19 protein-coding genes and 1 pseudogene are annotated in these 19,331 nt (G+C 62.6%); 10 read left to right on the top strand and 10 right to left on the bottom strand.

Features of this window, described 5'->3' with window-relative positions:
* From NRB16_RS27310 to ptsP, 4 genes and pseudogenes are all read left to right on the top strand, one after another.
* Positions 1 to 171 (top strand): annotated as a pseudogene (locus NRB16_RS27310) (hypothetical protein); the annotation flags it as partial.
* Positions 172 to 280: 109 nt separating this feature from the next.
* Entirely contained in the window at positions 281 to 694 is a 414-nt protein-coding gene (locus tag NRB16_RS27305; protein ID WP_045485844.1) for a DUF2269 family protein, read from the top strand.
* Positions 695 to 864: 170 nt separating this feature from the next.
* Positions 865 to 1,344 (top strand): RNA pyrophosphohydrolase, encoded by a 480-nt coding sequence (locus NRB16_RS27300; RefSeq protein ID WP_045485847.1) that lies wholly within the window; start codon positions 865 to 867, stop codon positions 1,342 to 1,344.
* Between the two features lie 21 nt (positions 1,345 to 1,365).
* Positions 1,366 to 3,645: a phosphoenolpyruvate--protein phosphotransferase gene (gene ptsP / locus NRB16_RS27295; protein WP_045485850.1), complete on the top strand. Its 2,280-nt coding sequence runs from the start codon at positions 1,366 to 1,368 to the stop codon at positions 3,643 to 3,645.
* Between the two features lie 13 nt (positions 3,646 to 3,658).
* Here the strand turns inward: ptsP and NRB16_RS27290 are convergent, their stop codons facing one another.
* Entirely contained in the window at positions 3,659 to 4,405 is a 747-nt protein-coding gene (locus NRB16_RS27290) for an NRDE family protein (RefSeq protein WP_257107403.1), read from the bottom strand.
* 127 nt (positions 4,406 to 4,532) lie between these two features.
* Here NRB16_RS27290 and lgt point away from each other — a divergent pair, with 127 nt between their 5' ends.
* Together lgt and NRB16_RS27280 are read left to right on the top strand one after the other, a co-directional pair.
* Positions 4,533 to 5,345: a prolipoprotein diacylglyceryl transferase gene (gene lgt, locus NRB16_RS27285; RefSeq protein ID WP_045485856.1), complete on the top strand. Its 813-nt coding sequence runs from the start codon at positions 4,533 to 4,535 to the stop codon at positions 5,343 to 5,345.
* Between the two features lie 52 nt (positions 5,346 to 5,397).
* Positions 5,398 to 6,369, top strand: coding sequence for a thymidylate synthase (locus NRB16_RS27280; protein ID WP_045485859.1), 972 nt, complete (start codon positions 5,398 to 5,400; stop codon positions 6,367 to 6,369).
* A 469-nt stretch (positions 6,370 to 6,838) separates the two neighbouring features.
* On the opposite strand, the gene NRB16_RS27275 is transcribed toward NRB16_RS27280, so the two are convergent.
* Positions 6,839 to 7,264 (bottom strand): hypothetical protein, encoded by a 426-nt coding sequence (locus NRB16_RS27275; protein ID WP_257107402.1) that lies wholly within the window; start codon positions 7,262 to 7,264, stop codon positions 6,839 to 6,841.
* Positions 7,265 to 7,500: 236 nt separating this feature from the next.
* Between NRB16_RS27275 and NRB16_RS27270 the strand changes: the two genes are divergently transcribed.
* Positions 7,501 to 8,724 carry a transposase gene (locus tag NRB16_RS27270; protein WP_257107401.1) on the top strand — a complete coding sequence of 408 codons (1,224 nt, stop codon included), beginning with the start codon at positions 7,501 to 7,503 and terminating at the stop codon, positions 8,722 to 8,724.
* A 22-nt stretch (positions 8,725 to 8,746) separates the two neighbouring features.
* On the opposite strand, the gene NRB16_RS27265 is transcribed toward NRB16_RS27270, so the two are convergent.
* Together NRB16_RS27265 and NRB16_RS27260 are read right to left on the bottom strand one after the other, a co-directional pair.
* On the bottom strand, positions 8,747 to 8,872 hold the full coding sequence (locus NRB16_RS27265; RefSeq protein ID WP_257107400.1) for a hypothetical protein: 126 nt from the start codon (positions 8,870 to 8,872) through the stop codon (positions 8,747 to 8,749).
* Positions 8,873 to 9,204: 332 nt separating this feature from the next.
* Positions 9,205 to 10,605, bottom strand: coding sequence for a PLP-dependent aminotransferase family protein (locus NRB16_RS27260; RefSeq protein ID WP_257107399.1), 1,401 nt, complete (start codon positions 10,603 to 10,605; stop codon positions 9,205 to 9,207).
* 90 nt (positions 10,606 to 10,695) lie between these two features.
* On the opposite strand from NRB16_RS27260, the gene NRB16_RS27255 reads away from it, so the two are divergent.
* Genes NRB16_RS27255 through NRB16_RS27245 form a run of 3 tightly spaced genes read left to right on the top strand, consistent with a single transcriptional unit; the run spans position 10,696 to position 12,207 of the window.
* Positions 10,696 to 11,142, top strand: a complete 447-nt coding sequence (locus tag NRB16_RS27255; RefSeq protein WP_257107398.1) for a GNAT family N-acetyltransferase — start codon at positions 10,696 to 10,698, stop codon at positions 11,140 to 11,142.
* Positions 11,139 to 11,750 (top strand): FMN-dependent NADH-azoreductase, encoded by a 612-nt coding sequence (locus NRB16_RS27250; protein ID WP_257107397.1) that lies wholly within the window; start codon positions 11,139 to 11,141, stop codon positions 11,748 to 11,750. The genes NRB16_RS27255 and NRB16_RS27250 overlap by 4 nt, the downstream gene beginning before the upstream one ends.
* A gap of 25 nt (positions 11,751 to 11,775) precedes the next feature.
* Positions 11,776 to 12,207, top strand: a complete 432-nt coding sequence (locus NRB16_RS27245; RefSeq protein WP_045485871.1) for a carboxymuconolactone decarboxylase family protein — start codon at positions 11,776 to 11,778, stop codon at positions 12,205 to 12,207.
* Here NRB16_RS27245 and NRB16_RS27240 read toward each other — a convergent pair.
* The 6 genes from NRB16_RS27240 to NRB16_RS27215 all read right to left on the bottom strand — a co-directional run bounded on the left by NRB16_RS27240 (position 12,176) and on the right by NRB16_RS27215 (position 19,326).
* A complete protein-coding gene (locus tag NRB16_RS27240; RefSeq protein WP_257107396.1) occupies positions 12,176 to 12,607 on the bottom strand; it encodes a YbaN family protein in 432 nt (143 codons plus the stop codon). The genes NRB16_RS27245 and NRB16_RS27240 overlap by 32 nt on opposite strands.
* A gap of 76 nt (positions 12,608 to 12,683) precedes the next feature.
* Positions 12,684 to 13,292, bottom strand: a complete 609-nt coding sequence (locus tag NRB16_RS27235; protein WP_257107395.1) for a biliverdin-producing heme oxygenase — start codon at positions 13,290 to 13,292, stop codon at positions 12,684 to 12,686.
* Between the two features lie 85 nt (positions 13,293 to 13,377).
* Complete coding sequence (locus NRB16_RS27230; protein WP_257107394.1) at positions 13,378 to 15,540, bottom strand: HlyD family efflux transporter periplasmic adaptor subunit; 2,163 nt, start codon at positions 15,538 to 15,540, stop codon at positions 13,378 to 13,380.
* A 3-nt stretch (positions 15,541 to 15,543) separates the two neighbouring features.
* Entirely contained in the window at positions 15,544 to 16,896 is a 1,353-nt protein-coding gene (locus tag NRB16_RS27225; protein ID WP_257107393.1) for an efflux RND transporter periplasmic adaptor subunit, read from the bottom strand.
* Complete coding sequence (locus tag NRB16_RS27220) at positions 16,893 to 17,651, bottom strand: efflux RND transporter periplasmic adaptor subunit (protein ID WP_257107392.1); 759 nt, start codon at positions 17,649 to 17,651, stop codon at positions 16,893 to 16,895. Before NRB16_RS27220 ends, NRB16_RS27225 begins: the two co-directional genes overlap by 4 nt.
* Complete coding sequence (locus NRB16_RS27215; protein WP_257107391.1) at positions 17,641 to 19,326, bottom strand: TolC family protein; 1,686 nt, start codon at positions 19,324 to 19,326, stop codon at positions 17,641 to 17,643. Before NRB16_RS27215 ends, NRB16_RS27220 begins: the two co-directional genes overlap by 11 nt.
* Positions 19,327 to 19,331: the final 5 nt, after the last annotated feature.

Raw genomic sequence — 19,331 nt, 5'->3', positions numbered from 1 at the left:
ACCATTTCGATGTTCCACTACCGCAACCATGGCGCAGCCGATGGCCGGGTAGTGGCGGGGCTGGTGGTGCCTGCCGAAGAGCGGCATCTGGTTGGCCAGGCGCTGAACGAAATCGGCTATCCACATTGGGATGAGACCGATAACCCGGCTTACCGGCTATTTCTAGGCTAAAGGTATTCTCGTAGCTGCTCTTGTAGGAGCTGCTCGTAGGAGCTGCTTTAGCAGCGAACAAAACTGCACAGATAAATCCGCTCCTGCATCGCTCAAAGGAGGTCGCTTCATGGACACCCTGATCGCTCTGAAAACCCTGCACATTACCGCGCTGCTGGCTGCGCTGGCTTGCGCCGCCGGGCTGGCCGTCTGGCTGATTCGGGGGCGGCGGGCCGGCAATCTGCTGATTCATGAACGTCTGCTGCAACGCCCGTCATTATGGGCCTGGCTGGGCATGGCGGTAAGCCTGGCCATTTTGCCGTTCAGCGGCTGGTGGCTGGTCCATGGTCTGGGCCTTTCACTGGGGCAGGGCTGGATTCTGTCCAGCAGCCTGCTTTATAGCGGCGGCATCATTGCCTGGGCATGGCTGGTGCTACGCCTGACGAGAGCAGCGGCTAAACAGCGCTTCACCTTGGTGCTGGCTGCCGTTGCCGCCCTGTGTTTTATCGTCATGGCGCTGCTGTTGATCGTCCGTCCGGGCTGAGTCGCAGGTTCGCGGGCAGCGTTGAGAGCCGGTTAGCCCCTGAAAATACTGAAAAAAGCATCAATCAATACGCGCTTTTCACAAGACTTCAGATAAGGTGTCAAGGCTCGTTGCTGGTTTGAGGGGCTTTGTGGAACAATGCGGCGACATGCGTTTGCGAGGTTGTTGCCGTGATCGACCCCGATGGTTTCCGTCCTAATGTCGGGATTATTCTGACAAACGATGCTGGTCAGGTCCTATGGGCTCGGCGTATTAACCAAGATGCCTGGCAGTTTCCCCAGGGTGGTATCAACCCTCAGGAAACGCCAGAAGACGCGCTGTATCGCGAGTTGAACGAAGAAGTGGGTCTGGAGCGCGATGACGTTGAAATTCTCGCCTGTACCCGTGGCTGGTTGCGTTATCGCCTGCCGCAGCGCTTGGTGCGTACCCATAGCCAGCCGCTGTGCATCGGCCAGAAGCAAAAATGGTTTCTCCTGCGCCTGATCTCCAACGAGCAACGGGTGCGGATGGATTTGACCGGTAAACCGGAGTTCGATGGCTGGCGCTGGGTCAGTTATTGGTACCCGCTGGGCCAGGTGGTGACATTCAAGCGCGAGGTGTATCGGCGCGCACTCAAAGAGCTTGCCCCGCGCCTGCTGGCGCGTGACTGACACGGAGTTCGACCCCGAGCCATGCTCAATACGCTGCGCAAGATCGTCCAGGAAGTTAACTCCGCCAAGGATCTCAAGGCGGCGTTGGGCATTATTGTGTTGCGTGTCAAGGAGGCCATGGGCAGCCAGGTCTGTTCGGTCTACCTGCTTGATCCGGAGACCAACCGCTTTGTACTGATGGCCTCCGAAGGCCTCAACAAGCGCTCCATCGGCAAGGTCAGCATGGCCCCCAACGAAGGTCTGGTCGGCCTGGTCGGTACCCGGGAAGAGCCGCTGAACCTCGAAGACGCCGCTGCTCACCCCCGTTACCGCTACTTTGCCGAGACCGGCGAAGAGCGTTACGCCTCATTCCTCGGCGCACCGATCATCCACCACCGGCGTGTGGTCGGGGTGCTGGTGATCCAGCAAAAGGAGCGTCGCCAGTTCGACGAAGGCGAAGAAGCCTTCCTGGTCACCATGAGCGCGCAGCTGGCCGGGGTTATCGCCCATGCTGAAGCCACCGGCTCGATTCGTGGTCTGGGCCGTCAGGGCAAAGGTATTCAGGAAGCCAAGTTCGTCGGTGTCGCCGGTTCGCCCGGTGCTGCCGTCGGCGTGGCGCTGGTCAGGCTGCCGCCGGCAGACCTTGATGTCGTGCCGGACAAGACCGTCACCGACATCGATGCCGAGCTGGCACTGTTCCAGAACGCCCTCGAAGGCGTGCGTAACGACATGCGCACCCTGTCGGCCAAGCTGGCCACCCAGCTGCGCCCTGAAGAGCGGGCGCTGTTCGACGTCTACCTGATGATGCTCGACGACGCTGCGCTGGGCAGTGAAGTGACCAATATCATCAAGACCGGCCAGTGGGCACAAGGCGCCTTGCGTGCGGTGGTCACCGAGCACGTCAACCGCTTCGAGCTGATGGACGACGCCTACCTGCGCGAGCGCGCCTCGGACGTCAAGGATCTGGGCCGGCGTCTGCTGGCCTACCTGCAAGAAGCGCGGCAACAGGCGCTGGTCTACCCCGACAACACCATTCTGGTCAGTGAAGAACTGACCCCGGCGATGCTCGGTGAAGTGCCCGAGGGCAAACTGGTCGGTCTGGTCTCGGTCATGGGCTCGGGTAACTCCCATGTGGCGATTCTGGCGCGGGCCATGGGCATTCCCACGGTCATGGGCCTGGTCGACTTCCCGTATTCGAAAGTCGACGGTATCGACCTGATCGTCGATGGCCACCATGGTGAGGTTTACACCAACCCCAGCGATATCCTGCGCAAACAGTTCAGCGTGGTGGTCGAAGAAGAGCGCCAGCTGTCCCAGGACCTCGACGGCCTGCGCGAGCTGCCTTGCGTGACCCTCGATGGCCACCGCATGCCGCTGTGGGTCAACACCGGTCTGCTGGCCGATGTGGCCCGTGCCCAGCAGCGTGGCGCCGAAGGCGTCGGGCTGTACCGCACCGAAGTGCCGTTCATGATCAACCAGCGCTTCCCCAGCGAGAAAGAACAGCTGGCGATCTACCGCGAACAGCTATCAGCCTTCCACCCGTTGCCGGTGACCATGCGCAGCCTGGATATCGGCGGTGACAAGGCGCTGTCCTACTTCCCGATCAAGGAAGAGAACCCGTTCCTGGGCTGGCGCGGCATCCGCGTCACCCTCGACCATCCGGAAATCTTCCTGGTCCAGACCCGCGCCATGCTCAAGGCCAGCGAGGGCCTGAACAACCTGCGCATCCTGCTGCCGATGATTTCCAGCACCCACGAAGTGGAAGAGGCGTTGCACCTGATCCACCGCGCCTGGGGCGAGGTGCGCGACGAAGGCGCTGACGTGCCGATGCCGCCGGTCGGGGTGATGATTGAAGTGCCGGCAGCGGTTTATCAAGCCCGTGATCTGGCGCGCCAGGTGGACTTCCTTTCGGTGGGCTCCAACGACCTGACTCAATACCTGCTGGCGGTAGACCGTAACAACCCGCGGGTTGCCGACCTCTATGACTACCTGCACCCGGCGGTCCTGCAAGCCCTGCAAAGCGTCGTGCGTGACGCCCATGCCGAAGGCAAGACCGTGAGCATCTGTGGCGAAATGGCTGGCGACCCGGCGGCGGCGGTGCTGTTGATGGCGATGGGCTTTGACAGCTTGTCGATGAACGCCACCAACCTGCCCAAGGTCAAGTGGATGCTGCGTCAGGTGCAACAGAGCAAAGCCCAGGAGCTGCTGGCGCAACTGATGCAGAACGACAACCCGCAGGTCATCAGCAGCTCGTTGCAGCTGGCTCTGCGCAATCAGGGACTGGGTCGCATGCTCAATCCGGGCTCGGTCAAAGGTCATTGACCCTGCGCAGCGCCTACACGCTGATATCCACATCGCCCAACCTCGCACCAAACGGCCCGAAACTGCGCTCGATTATCCGTTGTTGCCCATCCGCGCTAACGATCAGTACGGTACTCGCCCGTGTCCCATAGTTACCGCTGGTGATAAACACGCTCGACAGCAAGATTTCCGTCTGCAAGCCAACCCCGGTGTCCGGCAATTGAGCCTGCGGCGCGGGTTCGGCATCGGCCAGTAATGCCAGCAGCCGTTCTGGCTGAGGGTCGTGCAGGTTACCCTCCAGCGCCGCCCGAGCCTTGCGCAGCTTGGGCCAGGGGGTATCCAGCCGGGCATTGGATAACCCGTAGACCCCTGCTTGCAGACATACAGGCTGCGCCTCTTGTGAGTTCAGGTAGTGCAGCTCATCGAGCGTGCCAGCCAGCAGATTGAAGCCACTGTATTGCCCGGCACGCGCCGCGACATCAGCCATATACTGCGCAGGCGACTGGCTGCCGGCCAGATAATCTGCAACCAGTTCGCCCCGCGAGCGATGGCCCAATGGCTGGCCTGGGTCGCGAATATTGGTCAACGCGGCAAACCGCCCGTGTGCAGTGATACCCAGCCAGGTCCCGCCGGCCTCCAGGTCGCGGCCGGCATGAATTCCGTCGGTAGCTTCCCATACCGCCAGTGGCCGGGCAGGGCGGGCATAAAATTCGTCACGGTTGGCGGCTACAATCAATGGCTGCGCGTGGCCGGGGCGCCAGGCGAACACAATCAGACACATACGTCGCTCCTTTGGAAGATGAAACTGTAGCCATCTTCAGACGGTCGCGGCTAGAGCGTCACGCCATGCTCCGGTAACATGCCCGGCTTATTAAGTTGCCAGAACGGCATCTCACCAAGGAGTCGCAATGCTGCCTTACCCGCAGATTGACCCGGTAGCGGTATCCCTCGGACCGCTGCAAATTCACTGGTACGGTTTGATGTATCTGGTTGGTATCGGCGGCGCCTGGTGGCTGCTGTTGCGTCGGGTCAATGCGTTCGACCCGAGCTGGACCAAAGAAAAAGTCTCCGACCTGATTTTCTGGCTGGCCATGGGCGTGATTGTCGGTGGGCGGCTGGGTTACGTGCTGTTCTACGATCTGTCGACCTACCTGGCCAACCCGCTGCTGATTTTCGAAGTGTGGAAAGGCGGCATGGCCTTTCATGGCGGCTTCATCGGCGTGATGATCGCGGCCTGGTGGTTTGGCAAGCGCAACGGCAAGACCTTTTTCCAGTTGATGGACTTCGTCGCACCGGTGGTGCCGATCGGCCTGGGGGCCGGGCGTATCGGTAACTTCATCAACGCCGAACTGTGGGGCAAGGCGACCGACGTGCCGTGGGCCATGGTCTTCCCGCCGTTCAGCGACCCGGCCCAACTGGCACGCCACCCGTCGCAGTTGTACCAGTTCGCACTGGAGGGTGTGGCGCTGTTCATCATCCTCAACCTGTATATCCGCAAGCCGCGTCCGACCATGGCGGTATCCGGGATGTTCGCCATGTTCTATGGCATCTTCCGCTTTATTGTCGAATTCGTACGCATGCCCGACGCGCAGCTGGGTTATCTGGCCTGGGGCTGGGTCACCATGGGGCAGATCCTCAGCCTGCCGATGATCATCGCGGGTGCGGTCATGATCTGGCTGGCCTACAAGCGCGACCCGGCGGCCCACAAGGCAGCCGTCTAATACTGAAACGCCGGGCCTGATTGCCCGGCGTGTTCATTCAAGCAGGTGATTTATGAAGCAATATCTGGAACTCGTCGCCCACGTGATCAAACACGGGACCTTGCAGGCCAACCGTACCGGGGTGAATACCATCAGCTTCCCCGGCGCGATGCTGCGTTTTGACCTGCAGGAAGGTTTCCCGGCGATCACCACCCGGCGCCTGGCATTCAAGGCCGCCATCGGCGAGATGGTCGGTTTCCTGCGCGGGGTGAACAACGCCGCCGAGTTCCGCGCGCTGGGCTGCAAGGTCTGGGATCAGAATGCCAACGAAAACGCCCAGTGGCTGAACAACCCGTTCCGCCAGGGCGAAGACGACCTGGGCGAGATTTACGGCGTGCAGTGGCGTAAATGGCCGGCCTACAAGCGCATTGCCGCCAGCAACAGCGCCGCCATCGAGCAGACCCTGGCCCAGGGCTACCGGCAGATCGCCGAGTCCGAAGAGGACGGCCAACCGTTCGTGGTGCTTTACAAGGCCATCGACCAGATCCGTCAGTGTGTCGACACCATCATCAACGACCCCGGCAGCCGCCGCATTCTGTTCCACGGCTGGAACTGCGCCCAGCTGGACGAAATGGCTCTGCCGCCGTGCCATCTGCTGTACCAGTTGCACCCCAACCCGCAGACCCGGGAAATCTCCCTGACCCTTTACATCCGCTCCAATGACCTGGGTCTAGGCACGCCCTTCAACCTGGCCGAGGGCGCTGCGCTGCTGAGCCTGATTGGCCGCCTGACCGGCTACACACCGCGCTGGTTCACCTACTTCATCGGCGACGCCCATGTGTACGAGAACCACCTGGACATGCTCAACGAGCAGCTCAGCCGCGAGCCGTACGCGCTGCCGAAACTGGTGATCTCCGACCGTGTGCCGGACTTTGCCAAGACCGGCGTGTACCAGCCCGAGTGGCTGGAGCTGATCGAGCCGTCCGACTTTACTCTTGAAGGCTACCAGCACCATGCGCCGTTGACGGCGCCGATGGCGGTGTAGGGCCTGCGCCAGCCTTGCATCAACGCCGACTTAAAACTGACCCACCCCGGATCATTCGGGTATACGGTTCTGGCGGATCACGCCGGCTTTGCGTTTACGCAGGCGGCCTGATGGCCCGTGCGTGAATCACCGTAGCATTGAGTTCTGACGCAGGTGCTTTCCAGGCGAGTCGGGCCTCAGATGAAATGGTCTTAGGCCCGGCATCGCGGGCCTACGCTTCATCTGAAATGGTTAATCCTCACTTTCCACAATGGGATTCACCTTGTATCACTCGGGTCGTGACGCTATAGTGGCCGTGCGGGAAATAAGAGCAGGGCTCCGAGATCATCAGGCGAAATTGGATCTGGAGTGTGGATTGCACGGAGACGCCATCCGTGTGGTAGCGGCATCAGACCTCGGTCTGTTGGCATGTAACCCAGCCCTTTGGGCTAGCTAAGCAAGCGCTGCGACTACCATCCCGCGCATTATCTCAGTCAAAGGCGCCTTCTGGCGCTTTTGACGTTTCTGGCACTTGTAAACCCTCGATCACTCCCACGGCTTTCCCGTTCGGCGTGCGGTTACGATAAGCCGTCACCACGCTGTAATAGAGCTGGTCATCGCCGATAGGCCAGGCAGCCAATACAGCACAGCCCCTGCGACCCCGAAGCACGATCAGCCGCTCGTTCCCCTTCATCGAGTCGAACTCACAAACGACGTTTGTGCCATGCACGATGATGTCAGATACAAAGCGCGGAACATCATAGACCGTTGGGTAGCCCCACTTCATGAGGTCATGCCCACGTTCTTGCCAGATGTGGCGTATACCGAAGCCCTTGTGAGGCCCTATGTGCTTGCCCGCCCTAAGATAGATCTCCCCGCCAGGCTGTTGCAGCAACTGACCATCGGGGCGCGACAAGCCCGCCGTTCAGGGCGGTGAAGGATAGCGCGGACGGCGTAGCCGTCCCTGGTTGCAGTGGGGTGTCTGCTGCTGTTCGATGTACGCACCGCCACAGGATGATGCGCAGTAACATAGCGACACAATAGCACTTCTACGGCGGTATTTCGTTACAAAGACCCCATGGGCATGCATCTTGAAAACACCGTGCCGCCCGCGCCTAATGTCGCCTTTATTGCTCATGGCTCAAGAGCAGCATGCAACGACTTCAAGCATTCAAGTACGAACTCATGCCAGACGGCCACCAGGAGCGGCAAATGCGCCGCTTTGCGGGCTCCTGTCGCTTCGTCTTCAACAAGGCGCTGGCGTTGCAGAAGGAGCGCCACGAGCAAGGCGAGAAGAAGCTCGGCTATGCGGGCCTGTGCAAGTTGCTGACCGAGTGGCGCCATAGCCCGCAAACCGCATGGCTGGCCGATGCGCCTGTTCACCCATTGCAACAGAGCCTCAAGGATCTGGAGCGGGCCTACACCAACTTCTTCGCCAAGCGAGCCGACTTTCCCCGGTTCAAGAAGAAGGGGCAGCGCGACAGTTTCCGCTATCCCGACCCGAAACAGATCAAGCTCGACCAGACCAACAGCCGCCTGTTCTTGCCCAAGCTGGGCTGGCTGCGCTACCGCAACAGCCGCGAGGTGCCTGGCACGGTGAAGAACATCACCGTGAGCCAGTCGTGTGGCAAGTGGTTCGTGAGCATCCAGACCGAACGACAGATCGATGAGCAGCCCACGGCACAGGGTGCGGCAGTCGGCATCGACATGGGCATTGCCCGCTTCGCCACGCTTTCGGATGGTTCGTTCTACGCACCCCTGAACAGCTTCAAACGCCATGAAACCGCGCTGTGCAAAGCGCAGCAGGCGATGAGCCGCAAGGTCAGATTCAGCCGCAACTGGAACAAGGCGAAAGCCCGCGTCCAGCGCATTCACTCGCGCATCGGCAATGCCCGCCGCGACTACCTGCACAAGTGCTCCACCACGATCAGCCAAAACCACGCGATGGTGTGTATCGAAGACTTGCAGGTACGCAATATGTCCAGGTCGGCGGCAGGTACGGCCGAGGCGCCGGGAAGAAACGTTCGGGCCAAGTCTGGCCTGAACAGGGCCATCCTCGATCAGGGCTGGTTCGAGTTCCGTCGCCAACTGGACTACAAGCTGGCGTGGCGCGGCGGCTGGCTGATTGCCGTGCCGCCGCAGAATACCAGCCGCACGTGCCCGTGTTGCGGCCATGTGTCGGCGGCCAACCGCCAGACGCAAGCGCTGTTCAGGTGTCTGGGATGTGGTTTCGAAGGCAACGCCGATGTGGTCGGCGCGATGAATGTACTAAGGGCGGGACACGCCCGGTTAGCCTGTGAAGTGAGCGCAGAGGTCATGGCGCCAGCAGCAGGAACCCACCGAAGCGACTCGGGGGCGGCTCGATGCCGCGCCTGAGCGCCGTAGGAATCTCTGGCCTTCAGGCCGGGGAGGATGTCAACAATCCCCAGGACTCCAGGCCCGTGTTGGGGTGGGCGATATTGAAATCTTCGTGATGGTCGAACTCAACCGGTATCGCCTGAGGCGGCGCCTTGAAACGTGACATGCCAGCAATCCCTGACTACTTGATGGCTCCATTCTCACGTCACGACTGGCCGTGTCAGAATCGAACTTTCTTATTTTATAGAATTTAGCGATGCCGATGGTCGCTGGGTTTCTGCGGCGAGGGATCCCAGATGGAGCAACTGAACCGGGGGTGATTCTTAGAATCGTGCAAGTCGCCCGTACTGTTCGATTAGGCGCCACAAATCTTTGTGGGAACGAGCTCGCTCGTGAAGAGGCCTGTAAAGTCACAGCTTCTGCTGCGAGTGTGCTGCATTTTTCGTCGGCAAGCCAACTCCCATCGGTTGTGTAGTGACTATCTGAACAGTATTGCTCTTAAAGCAACCCCACCAACCGCTGCGCCAGTGCCGCCGCCTGCTCGGCACTGGCCACGTTGGTAAAGCCCATCATCAGTCCTTGCCGGCCTTCATCCTCCAGATACCACTGCGACAGTGGCTGGACAGCAATCCCGGCTTGCTGCGCCCGCTCTGCAATTGCTACATCATCACCGTCGCGCAGTCGCGCCAGCACGTGCATGCCGCCAGCCTGGGTGTCGATCTGTAGTTTTTCGCCGCACGCAGTCTGCAATGCCTCGACCAGCCACTGCCGCCGACGTGCATACAGCCGGCGCATTTTGTTCAGGTGCCGGGCGAAATGGCCTTCAACAAGAAACTCACAAACCGTGGCCTGTTGCAGCAGCGGGCAGTGGTTGTGCAGGCGGTCGGCCTGGCAGGCGAAGGTGGCGGCCTGTTCTGCGGGCACCACCAGGTAGGCCAGGCGCAGTCCGGGAAACAGCACTTTGCTGAAGGTGCCGGTGTACAGCACCCGGCCTTGCTGGTCGAGGCTCTTGAGGGCGGGTAGCGGTTTGCCTTGATAGCGGTATTCGCTGTCGTAGTCGTCCTCGATGATCCAGCTGCCATTGCGGTTGGCCCAGTCCAACAGCGCCAGGCGGCGCGGCAGGCTGAGGGACACGCCCAGCGGGCTTTGGTGGGTCGGGGTGACCACCGCGAAACGGGCGTCGGGGCCCCGGACGATGCCTTGGGTGACATCCAGACCGTGCTCATCCACCGGCACGGGTATCAGTTGCGCGCCAGCTTCCAGCAACGCATGACGGGCCATGAAGTAGCCCGGCTCTTCCAGCCAGCAACGGTCACCGGCGCGCATCAGGGTATGGCTGATCAGGTCCAGGCAAGCGCGATACCCGGCGCAGACGAACACCTGTTCCGGCCGGCAGGCGATGCCGCGGGATATCCCCAGATAAGTGGCAATGGCCGCGCGTAGCGGCCCGTGGCCCTGCGGGTCGGGGTAGACCAGGCCTTCCAGACCGCTGCGGCGCAGTTGCCGGCCGGCCAGCCGGGTCCAGAGCTTGCGCGGGAAGGCATCCAGGGCCGGTACGCCCATCTGCAAGGGCATTGGCAGGCCGCCACTGTGGTTCGACAGGTAAGTGCTGGTGCTGGTTGGCGTAGCCAGATTTGGCATCGTCAGCGCTGGCAGTTGCGGGCTGACGATGGTCCCGGCGGCGCCTCTGGCCAGCAGGTAGCCTTCGCCAATCAGCAACTGATAAGCCGCCTCGACCGTGCCTCTGGCCAGGTTCAGCTCTGCCGCCAGGGCGCGTACCGCCGGCACCCGCTCGCCGGGGCGCAGGCGGCCATCGGCGATGGATTGGCGAAAACGCTGATACAGCTGGCGATAGATCGGCTCAGGCTGATTGCGGTCCGGTTCGAAGGCGTGTGACATGGCCTAGTCGTTTAATCATTTTTCGGCCCTGTAGCTTAAGCCATTCGCGGCCTAGAGTAAGCCATCTTCTGAACATCACGAGTGACCGCGATGAACTGCACCTTCTTGCACCTTGAAGACCCTCAGGCCCTGGCGGCCAGTTTCGGGCTGATGCGTGTGCTACGCCCGCACCTGGACAACGCTGACGCCTATGTCGCGCAACTGCAACGGCAGGCCGGCCAGGGCTATCGGTTGCTGGCCGCGATGCAGGATGCACAGATTGTCGGGCTGGCCGGTTACCGTGAGCTGGAAAACCTGCTGTATGGCCGCTTCGTGTATGTCGATGATCTGCTGATCAGCCCGGCGTTACAGCGCAGCGGGCTGGGCGGGCAACTGCTCGATCAGGTTCGCCAGCAGGCCCGGCAGCTGGGCTGCGATCATTTTGTGCTGGATACCGGCCTGCACATGGCCTTGGCTCAGCGCTTCTACTTCCGCCAGGGGCTGCTGGCGAGCGGTATGCACTTTACCCAGCGCCTGCGGGCCGGGAGTGCAGCATGAAGCGCGCGCTGCTGATCAATGCCAGTCCCATGGGCCAGGACTCCCATGCCCATCGCCTGGCTGAACAACTGTTCGCCGCCTTGCGCCGCCAGCATGTGGATATCAAACGGCTTGAGCGCGATCTGGGACGTGACCCATTGCCGTCGCTGTCCGCCGACTACGCCCAGGCGCTGACCACGGTCACGCCGTTCGACGCGCCATTGTTCGAACTGTCCGAAGCATTGATTGGTGAACTGGAAACCAGCGATGTGCTGCTGATCGCCACCCCGATGCACAACTTCACCGTGCCGGCGGCGCTCAAGCTGTGGATCGATTACGTGCTGCGCATTCACCGCACCTTCAGCGCAGGTCCCGATGGCAAGACCGGGCTGCTCAAGGACCGCCCGGTGTATGTGCTGGTCGGCTCCGGCGGCTTTCATCAGGGCGAGCGCGCCAGGCAGCCGGACTTTCTGACGTCCTACTTGCGCCATGTGCTCAACACCCTGGGGTTGTTCGATGTGCATTTCAGCTATTTGCAAGGCCTGGTGTTTGGCGCTGAAGCCGTCGAGCAGGCCCTGCATGAGGCGCGTACCCGGCTACGGCTGGAACCGCTGTTCAGGCAACTTTGATCATTTCTTGTACAGGAGCTAAACCATGAGCCAACTCAGACTGCCGTTTTCCACCCTCTCACCAGCGGCCTATCAGGGCCTGTTGGCCACTAACAAGGCGCTGGTCGAAGGGCCGCTGGGCCTGCCGCTGGTAGAGCTGGTGTTCCTGCGGGTTTCGCAGATCAACGGCTGCGCGTTTTGCTTGGGCAAGCACTCGCAGACCCTGCGCGACAGTGGTGTGGCGCAGAACAAGCTCGATTGCCTGGCCGGCTGGCGCATCAGTGAGCTGTTCGATGCGCGTGAACGTGCGGCCCTGGCCTGGGCGGAAACCCTCACCTACGTCAGTGACAAGGGCGCGCCCGATGAGCTGTACGAGCCTCTGCAAGCGCACTTTTCAAGTGCCGAGATTTCCGACCTGACCTTTGCCGTGTCGCTGATGAATGCTTTCAACCGGCTGGCGGTGGGGATGAAACTCTGACCCACGGCACTTGCTGGGCCTCCGGGCGTGACCACATCCACAGGTTGCCCAGCGCCATGCAGGCGATCGCGGTGTACATGGTCCAGTGCGGATTGAGCAGGGCCAGCATCAGGCTGACGCCGAACAGCATGCTCAGGGTCGCACTGACTTTGGTACGGCGGCTGATGACTTTGCCGTTACGCCAGTTATGGATGATCGGCCCGAAGAACCGGTGATTTTCCAGCCAGCGGCTCAGGCGCGGCGAGCTCTTTGCCGCTGCCCAGGCGGCCAGCATGACGAACTCGGCAGTTGGCAGGCCGGGGATGAAGATCGCGATGACGGCGATTGTCAGGCTGACCCAGGCCAGACCCAGCATGAGTAGCCGGGGCAATTTGGCGGTGATGAGGGCGGAGTCGGTCATTGGTTTGATGGGTACAAGACAGTAGACGACGGGTGTGCCGCCGGGTGTGGCCTGGACCATGCCCGGCGGCAATGGATCAGCAGGGTTCTGCGGCGGTTTGGTAGGCGTTTTCCAGCAGCACGGTAAAGCGGTTGAATGCCGCCAGTGCGCCCTTGTCGGCCTCGGCCTCTTGTTCGGCGCTCAGTTGCAGGCCATCGAGGATGCGGGTGAACTGCTTCCAGCCTTCAGCGCGGCCGCCTTGCGGCTCGCCGAGATGACGTGCGCCGAAGCTGTCGGACAGGCCCAGACCTGCCGCGCGCTTGATCAGGAATGCCGCGCCCAGCTTGGAACCTTCCGAAACGAACAGCCAACCCAGTGCTTCAGCGCGGCTCGGGTTGCTCACCGCGCCTGCGACCGGTGCCGGTACGTCGGTGTTCAGGTCGGCCAGGTCAGCCTTGGCCTGTACCGCGCGGCAACGGGCGGCCAGGTCGGGGAAAATCCCGATCAGGCTCGGGTCGTTGTACAGCGCCACCAGCTCTGACTGGAAACTGTACTGGGCGACGACAAAGCGCGCGTAGTTCTCCAGGGTTTCAAACGGCGCATTGGCCTTGACCAGCGCATCGAGGCGCGCATGCGGCTCGTGGGTAATCTGGTTCAGGCGTTGAGAACGCAGCGCCGGACGCTGGGCAAGGTCTGCAGTGGACATGAAAAAGGCCTCGTATAAATGATGGAGTCACCTTAGAAGTCGCCCCTGCGGTCAACAAGGTTGGTTCCATTAAGAGTGCTTAAGGTCAGAATGACGACTCGCGGATCAACACGGTCAACACCTCACGAGCGGTCTCGAGCAGCGGGCTGCGTGCTTGCGCCTCGATCAGCACCTTGCCGCGCAGGGCCATGTGCAGATCGGCAGTGGCCTGGGCCGGGCGCAGCATGACCCGGTACAACGCCTGCTCAGGTACCGGCACTTGCTGGGCGTCCAGTTGTGCGGCGATGCTGCCCTGATACAGCGAGGCCAGTTCCGGGGCCGAGCTGAGTTTCTTCACCGCTGTCTGGGCGAGCGCCTCGACCACCAGTGGCTGCCTGGGCAGGCCGGGGTCTTCGGGATAGAACCAGGCCCGTGCACAGGTACTCAGCCGCTCACGGTCGCGCTCGCCAACAAAAGCCTCGACTCTTACGCTGTGCGGGTCGACCAGGGTGCCGAGCCATTCGCCCTGCGCCAGCCATTGGCCGCTCGCCAGTTGGCCGGCGACTTCCACCAGCACGCCAGCGAAGGGCGCGCGGACTTCCAGTTGGCGAACCTGTTCACTCAGTGCCTGCTGGCGACGCAGTGCCAAGGCCAGCTCCTGGCGGGCCACGTTCTGGCGTGCGGCATCTTCACTGCTGCGTTGCTGGTAACTGCTTTGGTTGCGCAATAGCTCGATATCGCGTTCGAGGGTCTGGCGCTGTTGTTCGAGTTCCGGCGCGCTCAGCCGCCACAGCAGGGTGTCGGCGGCAATCGGCTGGCCGGGCTCGGGGTGCAGAACGCTGACCTGCGCGCCCACCGGCACATACAGGTTGGCCTGATGCTCGGCACGCAGCAGGGCCGGTGCCTCGACCCTGCTGCGCCACGGCACGATGACCAGTATCAGGGCGGCCAGCAGCACACCGCCGCTGATCAGGGTATGGCGGTTCATGCGGTATTCCTTGCGGCGTTGATACCAGTGGCGCAGTTCGTTGACGATCGGCCGGGCAATGAAGTGCACGATCTCCACCACGAACAGCAAGATCCCGAGCAGTTTGAAGGCATAGTGATAAACCAGCAGGGCGATGCCCAGAAACAGGAAGAAACGGTAGATCCAGGTGGCAAAGGCGAACACCAGCAGGGTGCGGCGCAGCCTGGGCTTGAAGTATTCCGGGGCCGGGTCCTTGAAGCCGAACAGCGCTTCGCGCAGTCGCCAGCGCGCCAGCTCGAACGAGCGCTGTTGCAGGTTTGGCACATCGAGCAGGTCGCAGAGCAGAAAGTAGCCGTCGAAGCGCATCAGCGGGTTGAGGTTCACCGCCAAGGTCAGCAGCCAAGTGGTGCTGGCCAGCATGAATGCCGCACTGCGCAGCGGCCCTTCATCCAGAAAGCTCCACAGCAATGTGGCCCAGGCCGCCAGGGACAACTCGGCCAGCATGCCCGCTCCGCCAATGGCCAACCGTTGGCGGCGGCGGGGCAGGCGCCAGGCACCGCTGGCGTCGGTGTACAGTACCGGCCACAACACCAGAAATGCCACGCCCATGGTCGGCACCCGGCAGCCTTGCAGCTTGCAGGCATAAGCATGGCCGAACTCGTGGAGGATCTTGGTCAGGGCCAGGGTCGCGGCGGCCAGCAAGGCGCCTTCGAGACTGAAGAAGTACAGGAACGAGTGGATGAAGGTGTCCCACTGCCGGGTGACCAGATACAGGCCCAGTACCCCGGCGCACAGCGTGGCCATGGCAAAGCCGCGACCCAGCAGGGGCCGCACCCTGGGCAAGGTTCTGTCGAGGAAGGCGTCCGGGCGCAGCAGCGGAATATGAATCGACAGGTAGTTTTGTAGCAGCCAGCCGGCCCAGCCCTTGTCCTTTTTCTGGTGGCGTTGGCGCAGGCTGCGAATCGCTGCATCGCCACTGAGTTCCACAAGCTGTGATTCACGCAGAAACTGCGCGAAGCCCTCAACCTCCTCGGCCTGCATATCCAGCGTGGTGCTGGCGCTGATCTTGTCAGCAATCGCCTGGGCGTTGCCCAGTTGCCAGTGGCTGAGCATCTGCTGCTCGGGCCAGGTGATACGGAAAAAACTGCTACGGGCCGGGTCTTCCAGCGTCCAGCTTGGCGAGCCGTCATCCAGCCGTGGCCCGGGATGCACGCGCAGGTGCCGTTGCAGTGTGGGCAGGGCGCTGGCCGCAGGCGTTGGCAGACCCGCTGGTGCGAGCAGCGGGCGGACACTGACACTCATGACTCACCAGCCCAGATACGTGCGCATGGCCGTCAGCGGGCGGCGCAGCAGGTAATTGACCAGCAGGGTGCGTTCGCCGTACAGCTTGGCCGTGCCCTTCAGACCCACGCGCAGCCGCGGGTCGCGGGCATCGATGCTGGCCTCCAGGCGATAGGCCATGCCGCCGTCGGGACGGGCGGAGGCGCGATAACCCAGGCGGCTCAGGGTCGCAGGGGCAGGGCTGCTTGGCTGGCTGTTGAGGAACAGGCGTACTTCGCTGCCGGTTTCCAGACCGATGGCGTCGGCCACTGGCAGCAAGATTTCCAGGCGTACATCGGCGGGGTCGGCGACTTGCATGATCCGCTCGCCCAGCGACACCGGCCGGCCGATCCAGTCACTGGGGTCATCGAAGATCGCCACGCCATCGCGGGGCGCGACAATCAATGAGCGTTGCAGGTTGTCTTCAAGAAAGTCCACGTCACTGCGGCTCTGGTCACGGCGGGCAAGCAGCTCGGCGAGGTCGGCCTTGGCCCGCTCGTCGTACAGCGCCTGCTGACGGACCTGGCGCAGTTGGGCGTCGGCGGCAGTGAGGCTCTGGCGAGCGCTTTGCAGACGGTTGTCCAGCTCGCGGCGGTCCAGTTGCACCAGCGGCTCGCCGGCCCGCACCGGCTGGTTGGGCTGCACCAGAATGCGTTCGACCACTGCCTGCAACGGCGCGCGCAATACGGCGGGGTCGCGGGCGATCAGCTCGGCCGGCGCCAGCACGCTCTGGCGTACCGGTATTACTGCCAACAAGGCGGCTGCCACTGTGGTGGCCAGGACCCATTTGCGCGGCTTGATGGATTGCCAGCGCGGCAGGGCGCCCAATGGCTTTTGCAAGGCGCCCCAGGCGTGTGCATAGGCATCCTGCAGCAACTCCAGCAAGGCGCGTTCATGGCGTTCCAGCGGCTGCTCGCGGCTCAGCAACAGGCTGCCCAGCCAGCCACCCTGACGATCACGCAGCGGCACCCAGACCAGCGAATGGCTGAAGTATTCCTGCCAAAGTGGCGCCTCGTTGGTAGGCAGGTCGTGGGCACCCAGCTCCCGAATCTTGCTGGCCCACGGCTGGCTTTGCCAGGTTCGGCACCACAACTGCATCGAGCGCATGAACGGCGCGTCGGGCACCACCCGGGCCAGGCCCGAGCAGTGTTCGATGCTTTCGCTGGCGCTGGACCAGAGCAGCGCCTGACGGTAGCCCAACACCTGGAAGCTGTCGTTGACCATCAGAAAGCCCAGGCCGATCAGGTCTGGCTGGGCGCGTGCCCGGCGTTCCAGTTGCAGCAGGATCGACATGCGCTCGGCGCGGGCATCCTGCGGCGGCGCCAGGGCCGCATTCATGAGCCCACCGCCGGCGGCTTGAGCAACGCCACACCGCTCATGCCCGGCAACAACTGCCGGGTGTCGCCGGTTATGCGCGCAAACACCTTGAGCGACTGGCTCAACGGATCGATGGCCGCGCCGAGGCGCTCGACCTGGGCCGGATAGTGCTGGCCGGTTTCGTCCAGTACCACCTGAAAATCCTGGCCGGCACGCAACCAGGTCAGCCAGTCGGACGGCACGATCAGTTCCAGTTGATAGCTGCTGTCGTCATAGATGGCCAGCAGCTCGGTGCCTTCGGCGACATGCTGCCAGCGGTCGGCCTTGCGCTGCGCGACACGTCCAGCGAACGGCGCACTGACCGAGCAGCGCTGCAAGACCGCACGGGTCACGCCACTCTCGGCGCGTGCCACAGCCATGTCCGACTGGGCCTGCACCACGTCGGCCTGGCTGATCGACTCCAGCGCATCGAGGCGCTTGGCGACGTCGAGCTTCTTTTGTGTGCCTTGCAGCACCGCTTCACTGCGCGCCAGTTGGGCTTGCTGCACCGAGCAGTCGAACGCGGCCAGACGCTGGCCCTGTTCGATCCGCTCGCCTTCCTTGACCGACAGCTCGGTGAGGCGCCCGGCGATTTCGCTGGACAGCACGGTCTGGCGCACCGGGCTGAGCTGCACGCGCAGCTCGCCCTTGGGTTCATCGGCCAGCGCCAGTCCGCTGACGGCTATCAGCAGCAGCGCCAGCGCGCTGCGGTAGCCGACCCGAGGTTCAGTGCGCATAACGGCTCCCCACCGGTACCACCTCGGCGCCGCGCAGCGAGCCCAGGCTTTCCCACATGTCCAGACGTACCTGTTGGCGCGGGGCGCTGGAGGTCAGCAAGGGTGCTGGTGCCGGACGCGCAGGGTTGGCCTGCACTACCGACAGGCCGGCGCTGATTGCGCCCTGGCCTTGTGCCAGGCGCATCGAGTTACCGGCAATCGACTGGCTGAGTTCGGCAATGCTGGCATTGGCAATCTGTTCCGGTAGCGGGTCGAGACCGGCCGCCTGATAGACCGCGCCATAAGCGACCTGCAGTTCGGCGAAGCTGCGGTCACGGGTGCGGGTTGCCAGTACCGTTTCGGTGGCGGTGCGCACGCGCTCCAGACGGCTTTGCGCCTTGCTCGCGTAAGCACTTTCGCTCTGGCGCAGAATGCCGCTCTGCAAGCGTTGCAGTTCGTTGGAACGTTCGAACACCTGGCTGGAACGCTGGAGTTCAAGCCAGGCCACGTTGACCTGGGTCAGCACCGCCATGCGCATGGCCTGCACGCGCAGCTCGGCCAGTTGCTCGCGGGTTTCTCCGGCTTTCTTCAGGGCCGGGTAGGCCAGCACGTTGAACAGGTTCCAGCTGACGCGCATACCGGCGTCGGCCCAGTTGTCGTTGACCAGATAGCTGTTGCTGTCGTAGTTGCCGCCCGCGAACAGGCTCACCCCTGGCAGCAGCTTGATCATCGAACTGCGGGTTTCCAGTACCGCGTTGCGTGCCTGGTAGGTTTCGCTGCGGATTTCCGGGCGCTTGACCATCGCCGTGGTTTCCAGATCGGCCAGCGAGTAGGCCAGTGTGGGCAAGCGGTACTGGCTGTCATCGGGCATGGCAATGCTGAACTGTGTCGACGGTGGCAGGTTCATCAGGCCGGCCAGGCGCGACTTGGCAATCGACAGTTCGCCATCGACCACTTCCAGTTGGCGAATCATCTCCACCAGGCTCTTTTGATAGCGCAGCGACTCGACCGGTGCCAGCAGGCGCTGACGTTCGGTTTCGCGAGCCTGTTCCAGCGCGCCACGGGCGTCAGCCAGGGCACTGTGCAACTGTGGACGCAGACGCTCGGCACTAGCGGCCTGCCAGTAGGCTTCACGCACCTGCTGCACGATATCGGCCACCACCTTGCGGCGTGCCTCTTCGGCGGCCAGCGCTTTGTTGGCCTGGGCCTTGGCGTTGAAGTAGCTGACGCCGAAGTCCAGCACGTTCCATGACAGGCGCAGTTGCGCGTCGCGAGTAGCGTTGTCGCTGCTGGTCGAAGGTTCCAGCGACTGCTCACCGGTAGTTACCGACCGACTCGACGAGCCGACCACGTTATCGCGGCCTTGCCAGCCGGCGCTGGCAGCCAGTTGCGGTAGCATATTGAGCTGGGTCACGCCGACCAGATTGTCTTCCAGGGCACGCTGCATCAGGCCCAGGCGTTGTTGCAGGTTGTACTTCACCGCCCGGGCAATGGCCTCTTCCAGGCTAATTGCACGAGTCACGGGCTCTTGGTTGTCGAACATCTTGCGTTGGTCGTTCACCGAGTTGGCCAGCTGCTGCTCGACGCTCAACGGGTCCGGTTTCACCGCACAGGCCGACAGCCCCAGGGCCGTGAGGGCAATGGCCAGACGCAGGGCAGTGCGTGGCGCGATGCAGTGAGAGTGTTGCTTGGTCATGTTCT

The organism is Pseudomonas sp. LJDD11 (genome assembly GCF_024584215.1).
Taxonomy (GTDB): domain Bacteria; phylum Pseudomonadota; class Gammaproteobacteria; order Pseudomonadales; family Pseudomonadaceae; genus Aquipseudomonas.
The sequence above is the reverse complement of the archived record's forward strand: the minus strand, read 5'-3'. Positions and strand labels throughout refer to the sequence as shown.